Annotated in this window: 7 protein-coding genes and 1 pseudogene; 6 read left to right on the top strand and 2 right to left on the bottom strand. The window is 71.9% G+C overall.

The features are described 5' to 3' along the window. The 6 genes and pseudogenes from Q7P21_RS05655 to Q7P21_RS05630 all read left to right on the top strand — a co-directional run. A pseudogene (locus Q7P21_RS05655) lies at positions 1–644 on the top strand (coproporphyrinogen III oxidase); the annotation flags it as partial. A 51-nt stretch (positions 645–695) separates the two neighbouring features. Next, positions 696–1,568, top strand: a complete 873-nt coding sequence (rsmI, locus tag Q7P21_RS05650) for a 16S rRNA (cytidine(1402)-2'-O)-methyltransferase (RefSeq protein ID WP_304169932.1) — start codon at positions 696–698, stop codon at positions 1,566–1,568. A 56-nt stretch (positions 1,569–1,624) separates the two neighbouring features. Continuing rightward, on the top strand, positions 1,625–2,005 hold the full coding sequence (locus tag Q7P21_RS05645; protein ID WP_304169940.1) for a YraN family protein: 381 nt from the start codon (positions 1,625–1,627) through the stop codon (positions 2,003–2,005). Then, positions 2,002–2,817 (top strand): SirB1 family protein, encoded by an 816-nt coding sequence (locus tag Q7P21_RS05640; protein WP_304169934.1) that lies wholly within the window; start codon positions 2,002–2,004, stop codon positions 2,815–2,817. Before Q7P21_RS05645 ends, Q7P21_RS05640 begins: the two co-directional genes overlap by 4 nt. Positions 2,818–2,895: 78 nt before the next feature. Beyond that, complete coding sequence (gene gshB, locus Q7P21_RS05635; protein WP_304169936.1) at positions 2,896–3,843, top strand: glutathione synthase; 948 nt, start codon at positions 2,896–2,898, stop codon at positions 3,841–3,843. 137 nt (positions 3,844–3,980) lie between these two features. Next, complete coding sequence (locus Q7P21_RS05630; RefSeq protein ID WP_304176150.1) at positions 3,981–5,513, top strand: YifB family Mg chelatase-like AAA ATPase; 1,533 nt, start codon at positions 3,981–3,983, stop codon at positions 5,511–5,513. A 30-nt stretch (positions 5,514–5,543) separates the two neighbouring features. On the opposite strand, the gene Q7P21_RS05625 is transcribed toward Q7P21_RS05630, so the two are convergent. Next, on the bottom strand, positions 5,544–6,074 hold the full coding sequence (locus Q7P21_RS05625) for a hypothetical protein (RefSeq protein ID WP_304166522.1): 531 nt from the start codon (positions 6,072–6,074) through the stop codon (positions 5,544–5,546). Continuing rightward, positions 6,074–6,853 carry an SDR family NAD(P)-dependent oxidoreductase gene (locus Q7P21_RS05620; protein ID WP_304176148.1) on the bottom strand — a complete coding sequence of 260 codons (780 nt, stop codon included), beginning with the start codon at positions 6,851–6,853 and terminating at the stop codon, positions 6,074–6,076. Before Q7P21_RS05620 ends, Q7P21_RS05625 begins: the two co-directional genes overlap by 1 nt. Between the last annotated feature and the right edge of the window lie 72 nt (positions 6,854–6,925).

Below are 6,925 nucleotides of genomic sequence, written 5' to 3'. Positions count from 1 at the left end.
GGGCCTGGGCCGCCGAACTCGCCGAGGCTGTCGACCTGGGGGCCGAGCACATCTCGCCCTACCAGCTGACCATCGAGGCGGGCACCGCCTTCGACCGCGCCGTGCGACGCGGAACCCTGGTCCCGCCCGGCGAGGACCTGGCCGCCGTCCTGTTCGAGACCACCCAGGCGGTGCTCGAGGCCGCAGGCTTCGATGCCTATGAGGTCTCCAACCATGCCAGGGGCGAAGCGGCGCGCTCGCGGCACAATCTCGTCTATTGGCAGGGGCTGGACTATGTGGGCGCGGGCCCCGGCGCCCATGGCCGCCTGACCCGGGGCGGCGTCCGTCACGCCACCCACGCCGCCGCCCGCCCCGCCGACTATGTCGCCCGCGTCGCCCAGACCGGCCGGGGCTTCGCCACCAGCGAGGCCCTGTCCGAGCTCGAGGCCGCCGAGGAGCGGCTGCTGGCCGGCCTGAGGATCGATGACGGCGTCGCCTATGCCCAGCTGGAGGCGCTGGGCCTCACCCCCGACCACCCGGAGGTCGCAGCCCTCACCCGCCAGGGACTGGTGGCGGAGGACGGCCTTCGACTGCGCGCCACCCGGGCCGGTCGCCTGGTGCTGGACGCCCTGACCATGCGCCTGGCCCTCGCCGAGCAGGGCTGAGCGCCGAGGCCAAGCTTGCGTTCGGGCTGCGAACCGGCGAAGCCTGCGGCCATGTCTCGCCACCCGCCGCCGCCGGCTCTTTCTGACGCGCCGCTCGCGCCGGGCCTCTATCTGGTGGCGACGCCGATCGGCAATCTCCGCGACATCACCCTGCGGGCGCTCGACGTGCTCTCCGCCGCCGACCTGGTGCTGGCCGAGGACACCCGCGTGGCCGGCAAGCTGCTCGCCGCCTTCAGCCTGTCCAAGAAGCTCGAACGCTATGATGAGCACTCGGCCGAGCGCACCGCGCCCAAGGTGCTGGCCAGGCTGGCCGAGGGCGCCCGGGTCGCCCTGGTCTCCGACGCCGGCACGCCCCTGGTCTCCGATCCCGGCTATCGCCTGGCCCTGCAGGCCATCGCTCAGAATTCGTCGGTGTTCCCGATCCCCGGGGCCTCGGCTCTGCTGGCGGGGCTGACCGTCGCCGGCCTGCCCACCGATCGCTTCCTGTTCGCCGGCTTCCCGCCGCCCAGGTCCGTGGCTCGCAAGGCCTTCTTCGAGGAGTTGGCCGGCCTGCGCGCCACCCTGGTGTTCTTCGAGGGCGGCAGCCGGGTGGCCGACAGCCTGGCCGACATGGCCGCCGTGTTCGGGGCCCGCGAGGCCGCCGTCTGCCGCGAACTGACCAAGCTCTATGAGACCGTGACCCGGGGGCCCCTGGATGTCCTGGCCGCCGATCCGCGCATGGTCGCGCCCAAGGGCGAGTTCGTCATCGTGGTCGGGCCGGGCCGCGAGGAAGCCGCCACCGCCGCCGACGCCGACCGGGCGCTGAGCGACGCCCTCACCCGCCTGAGGCCCGCCGAGGCCGCCAGCGAGGTGGCCAAGGCCCTGGGCCTGCCCCGCCGCGAACTCTATCGCCGGGCCATGGAGCTGAAGGAGGCCAAGGGGTGAACCCCGCCAGGCCCCCGTCCCGCAGCGCCCGGGACGCAGAGCGCGCCGCCGCCCGGGTGGTCCGGGGCGCCGCGGCCCGGTTGAGCGGTCGCCGCGCCGAGGTCTGGGCCGCCCTGTGGCTGATGGCCAAGGGCTATCGCATCCTGGGCTTCCGGCTGAAGACCCCTCAGGCCGAGATCGATCTCCTGGCCCAGAAGGGCAAGGTGCTGGCCGTGGTCGAGGTCAAGCAGCGCACGACCCTGGCGCAGGCTCTGGAGGCCGTGGGCCATGACCAGCGCGAGCGCCTGCGCCGCGCCGGACGCAACCTCGCCGCCCGCCGTCCCGCCCTGGCCGACGCCACCGTGCGGCTGGACCTGGTCGCCCTGGCCCCCGGCCGCTGGCCCCGCCACCATCCCGACGCCTGGGCCGACGGCGCCCAGGACGGCTACGCCCCATGACCCGGGACGACGCAGAGCAGATCCTGATCCAGGCCGGCCAGGGCGGTGACGAGGATTTCCCCCTGCTGGAAGCGGCCATCGCCTGCGCCATCCACGAGGATCCGGCCCGCGACCCCCAGGCGGCCTGGGCCCTGGCCGAAACCGGCGTGGCGCGGCTGACCGAGCGCCTGACCCGGGAAAGCCCGGAGGAGGCCCTGGCCGAGACCCTGGCCGGGGACCTGCGGCTGACCGGCGATCTCCTGACCTACGAGCATCCCGACAACGCCGACATCCTGGCGGTGGCCGAGCGGCGCAAGGGCCTGCCCGTGGCGCTCGGGGTCTATTATCTGCACATCGCCCGCAAGTGCCACCTGACGGTCCAGGGCGTCGACTTTCCGGGCCACTTCCTGCTGCGGGTCGAGACCCTGGAAGGGCCCATGGCGCTGGACCCGTTCAGCGAGGGGCGGGTGGTGCTGCCCTCGGAGCTGACCCGCCGCGCCCTGCATGCCGGCCTGACCCCGAACGTGGCGGACCGCCTGGACCGACTGATGGCCCCCGCCCCCGATCGGGCGGTGCTGATTCGGCTGCAGAACAACATTTTCGCCCGGGCGAGCGCCGCCCGCGACTTTCCCCGGGCCGAGCGCGCCGCCCTGCGCCGCGCCCTGATCGACCCCGCCGACCACCGCCCCTGGCTGGATGTCGCCGCCGCCCGCGAGGGCCAGGGCGCCCTGGCCGGCGCGCTCCAGGCCCTGACCCGCGCCTCGGCCCTGGACGGCGGCGCGACCCTGGCCGCCCGGGCTGCGCGGGAGCGGATGCGGATGAAGCTGAACTGAAAGCGCGTCGGGCCCCTGGCCTTGGGCCGGCGCGCGGCCTATCTCAGGGGCCGCCTGTCGCCGTTCGAGGAAAAGCCCATGTCGTTGAAGGTCGCCGTCCAGATGGACCCCCTGGAACATATCCGCATCCAGGGCGACACGACCTTCCTGATGATGCTGACCGCCCAGGAACGGGGCCACAGCCTGTTCGTCTACACCCCCGACCGCATGTCCCTGGAAGAGGGCAAGGTGCTGGTGCGCGGGCGGTCCGTGACCGTGAAGGACATCGAGGGCGAGCACGCCGCCTTCGGCGCCTGGGAGCGCCGCGACCTGTCGGAGTTCGACGTGGTGCTGCTGCGCCAGGACCCGCCCTTCGACATGGCCTATATCACCTCGACCCACTTCCTCGACGTGGTCCACCCCAAGACCCTGGTGGTCAACAATCCCACCGAGGTGCGCAATGCGCCGGAAAAGCTGTTCGTCACCGCCTTCCCCGGGGTGCAGCCCCCGACCCTGATCACCTCGGACATCGAGGCGATCTATGATTTCCGCGCCCGTCACGGAGACATGGTGCTGAAGCCGCTCTATGGCGGCGGCGGCTCGGGCGTCGCGCGCCTGCTGGCCGATGATCCCAATCTCGACGCCATGATGGACCTGCACCGCATGATCGGGCGCGAACCGGTCATCGCCCAGAAGTTCATCCCCGCCGTGGTCAAGGGCGACAAGCGCATCCTGCTGGTCGACGGCGAGCCGGTCGGGGCCATCAACCGGGTGCCCGACAAGGGCCAGATCCGCTCCAACCTGGCGGTCGGCGGACGCGCCGAGGCGGTGGAGCTGACGGACCGCGACCATGAGCTGTGCAAGATCATCGGCCCGGAGCTCAAGGCCCGCGGCCTGATGTTCGTCGGCATCGACGTGATCGGCGACTACCTCACTGAAATCAACGTCACCTCGCCGACGGGCGCCCGCGCGCTGAAGCGGTTCACCGGGATCGACGCCTCCGAGATCCTGTGGAATCGGATCGAGCAGATTCGCGCCACAGCCTAGACTTGCTTGTGAAGAGGCGGCCCTAGGTCACGGAAACGCCTCATCTTCCACAAAAGTTCTATATTTGTTCTTGATCCGGCCCAGAATGCGTGCTGGGGTTGTGGATAAAGTTGTACCCAAATTGGGGCTCTATATCCATGGCCGCACACGTTGTGACTGTCGCCTTCCAGGGGGTCGAGGCGCGCCGCGTTGACGTCGAGGTGCAGTTCACCGGGGGTGAGAAGCTCTTCATCATCGTCGGCCTCGGCGACAAGGCGGTGGGCGAGAGCCGCGAGCGGGTCCGCGCCGCCTTCGCGGGCTTGGGCCTCGCCTTGCCGGCCAAGCGGATCATCTGCAACCTGGCGCCCGCCGACCTGCCCAAGGAAGGCAGCCACTATGACCTGCCCATCGCGCTGGCGGTGATGGCCGCCATGGGGATCATTCCGCCAGACGCGCTCCGCGACTGGGCGGCCATGGGCGAGCTGTCCCTCGACGGCCGGGTGGTCCAGGCCGCCGGCGCCCTGCCCGCCGCCGTCGCCGCCGGGGCCATGGGCCTGGGACTGATCTGCCCGGAGGCCTGCGGGCCCGAGGCCGCCTGGGCCGGCGAAACCCGGGTCCTGGCCGCCCCGTCCCTGATCGCCCTGGTCAATCACTTCCGCGGCCAGCAGTTGATGTCCCCACCCAGGCCTGGGCCCCTGGTCGAGGGCCGGGCGGTCCCGGACCTCAAGGACGTCAAGGGCCAGGAGAACGCCAAGCGCGCCCTGGAAATCGCCGCCGCCGGCGGCCACAATCTGCTGTTCATCGGTCCGCCGGGCTCCGGCAAGTCGATGATGGCCGCGCGCCTGCCCGGCTTGTTGCCGCCCCTGTCGGCGAGCGAGCTGCTGGAAACCTCCATGGTGCATTCGGTGGCCGGGCTGATCGCCAAGGGCGAGCTGACCCGGGCCCGGCCGTTCCGCACCCCGCACCATTCAGCGACCATGGCGGCCCTGACCGGCGGCGGGGTCCGCATCAAGCCGGGCGAAGTGTCCCTGGCCCACAACGGCGTGCTGTTCCTCGACGAACTGCCGGAATTCAGCGCCCAGGCCCTGGACAGCCTGCGCCAGCCGCTGGAGACCGGCGAGGTCACCGTCGCCCGGGCCAACGCCCATGTGCGCTATCCGGCGCGCTTCCAGCTGATCGCCGCCGAGAACCCCTGCAAGTGCGGCCATGGCGGGGCCGGGCGCGGCCATTGCGGCCGGGCGCCCCGCTGTCAGGTCGACTATCAGGCCAAGGTCTCGGGCCCCTTCATGGACCGCATCGACCTGCAGATCGAAGTTCCGCCGGTCACGGCCGCCGATCTGTCCCTGCCCGCCCCGGCCGAGGGCACGGCGGAGGCGGCGCTCAGGGTCGCCGCCGCCCGCGAGCTGCAGGCGAGCCGGGCCCGCGCGGCGGATGACGCCCGCGCCGCGCCGCTCAACGCCCAGGCCGAGGGCGACTGGCTGGAGACCATCGCCGATCTCGACCCCCAGGCCCGCGCCCTGCTGGCCCGGGCCGCCGAAGCCGGCGGCCTGACCGCGCGCGGCTGGACCCGGACGCTCCGCCTGGCCCGCACCATCGCCGACCTGGAGGGCTCAGGCGGCGTGCGCCGCCCCCATGTGGCTGAGGCCCTGATCTACAGGCGGGTCGGGACCATGGCGGGCATATCAGCCTAGGGCGTTCGCCATCACCAGACCCAGGGCCAATCATCCGTCAGCGGGCGCCACAGCCGGGCAATCGTGGGCCTGGGCCACGCCCTTCAGATAAGCCCGCCGCACGATCCCGGCCAGGACATAGGCCCGCAACTCACGATCCCGGACCTCGGCGCCCGACAGCCGCCGCAGCACGCCCCGGAAGGGCAGGCCCACCGCGTCGCGGATCGCCCCGCTGACCAGGGCGCCGGCCATGTTGTTGAGGGAATTAAAGGCGTCCGGGCTGTCGACATCCTGGCCCAGCACCCGGTCGAGTTCGGCGATCCGGGGCGCCAGGGCCGCGCAGCTGGCCGGCTCCGGCGTGGCGTAGGGCGCGGCGCGGGCGGCCATCAGGGCGGGCGACGGATCGACCCGCATCAGGCTGAGATCCCGCAGCGGCTGGGTGAAGGCCTGATCGATCGGGCCGCTGTCCGGCCCGGCGGCGCGAGCCGGACCCGGCCTGGCGGCCGGCGTCGTGGCGCAACCCGCCAGGACCAGGGCGAGGACAGGGGCCAGCAGAACGGCGGAGGCGAGGGGCCTGGACATCACACTGCGTGCATCCCACCGTCGACCGCATAGACCGAGCCATTGAGATAGGCCGCGTCGTCCGAGCCCAGGAAGGCCACCAGCCGGGCCACCTCTTCCGGGGTCCCATACCGTCCGGCGGGAATGGTCTGGGCGAATTGGTCATGGGCCTTCTGGGGGCCGGCCGGGGCCACGCCGCTCTCGATGGAGCGCATCATCCGGCTCTCGATCGGCCCTGGATTGACAGTGTTGATCCGCACCCGGTGCGACGCCCATTCCGCCGCCGCCGAGCGGGTCAGGCCGATCACGGCGTGTTTGGAGGCGACATAGGCCGACAGGCCCGGCGAGCCGACCAGGCCGGCCACGCTGGACATGTTGATGATCGCCCCGCCGCCCTGGGGAACCATGACCGGGATCACGTGCTTCATGCCCAGGAACACCCCCACCACATTGACCGCCAGCACCCGTTGGAAATCCTCGAGCGGATAGTCGGGAACAGTCCTCACCACCCCCTCGATCCCGGCGTTGTTGAAGAAGATGTCTATGCGGCCAAAGGATTTGCGGGCCAGGTCGACATAGTCGGCCACCTGGGCCTCGTCGGTGACATCGGCCTCCAAGGTCACCAGGCTGGCCGCCTCGCCACAGGCCTCGATCAGCGGCTTGAAGGAGACCCCGGGCCGGTCGACGGCCACCACCGAGGCGCCCCGCTCCAGCATGAGCTTGACCGTCGCCGCCCCGATCGCCCCGGCCGCGCCGGTCACCAGGGCCGCCTTGCCCGCCAGATCGTTTCGCTCGCCCATGGCTGGGTTCCCTTCACCTGCCGGCCGTCTCGCCGGTCGTTGAGCGCAGATTGGGGACAGCCGGCGGATCGC

This window comes from Phenylobacterium aquaticum, from assembly GCF_947378715.1.
Lineage (GTDB): Bacteria > Pseudomonadota > Alphaproteobacteria > Caulobacterales > Caulobacteraceae > Phenylobacterium > Phenylobacterium aquaticum_A.
This window is presented reverse-complemented; position numbering and strand designations above follow the sequence as displayed.

Bases quoted from the DNA above. Each gene is read 5' to 3' on its own strand.
- rsmI (WP_304169932.1), top strand. From the start codon at position 696: ATGTCTCGCCACCCGCCGCCGCCGGCTCTTTCTGACGCGCCGCTCGCG.
- Q7P21_RS05640 (WP_304169934.1), top strand. From the start codon at position 2,002: ATGACCCGGGACGACGCAGAGCAGATCCTGATCCAGGCCGGCCAGGGC.
- gshB (WP_304169936.1), top strand. From the start codon at position 2,896: ATGTCGTTGAAGGTCGCCGTCCAGATGGACCCCCTGGAACATATCCGC.
- Q7P21_RS05630 (WP_304176150.1), top strand. From the start codon at position 3,981: ATGGCCGCACACGTTGTGACTGTCGCCTTCCAGGGGGTCGAGGCGCGC.
- Q7P21_RS05625 (WP_304166522.1), bottom strand. From the start codon at position 6,074: ATGTCCAGGCCCCTCGCCTCCGCCGTTCTGCTGGCCCCTGTCCTCGCC.
- Q7P21_RS05620 (WP_304176148.1), bottom strand. From the start codon at position 6,853: ATGGGCGAGCGAAACGATCTGGCGGGCAAGGCGGCCCTGGTGACCGGC.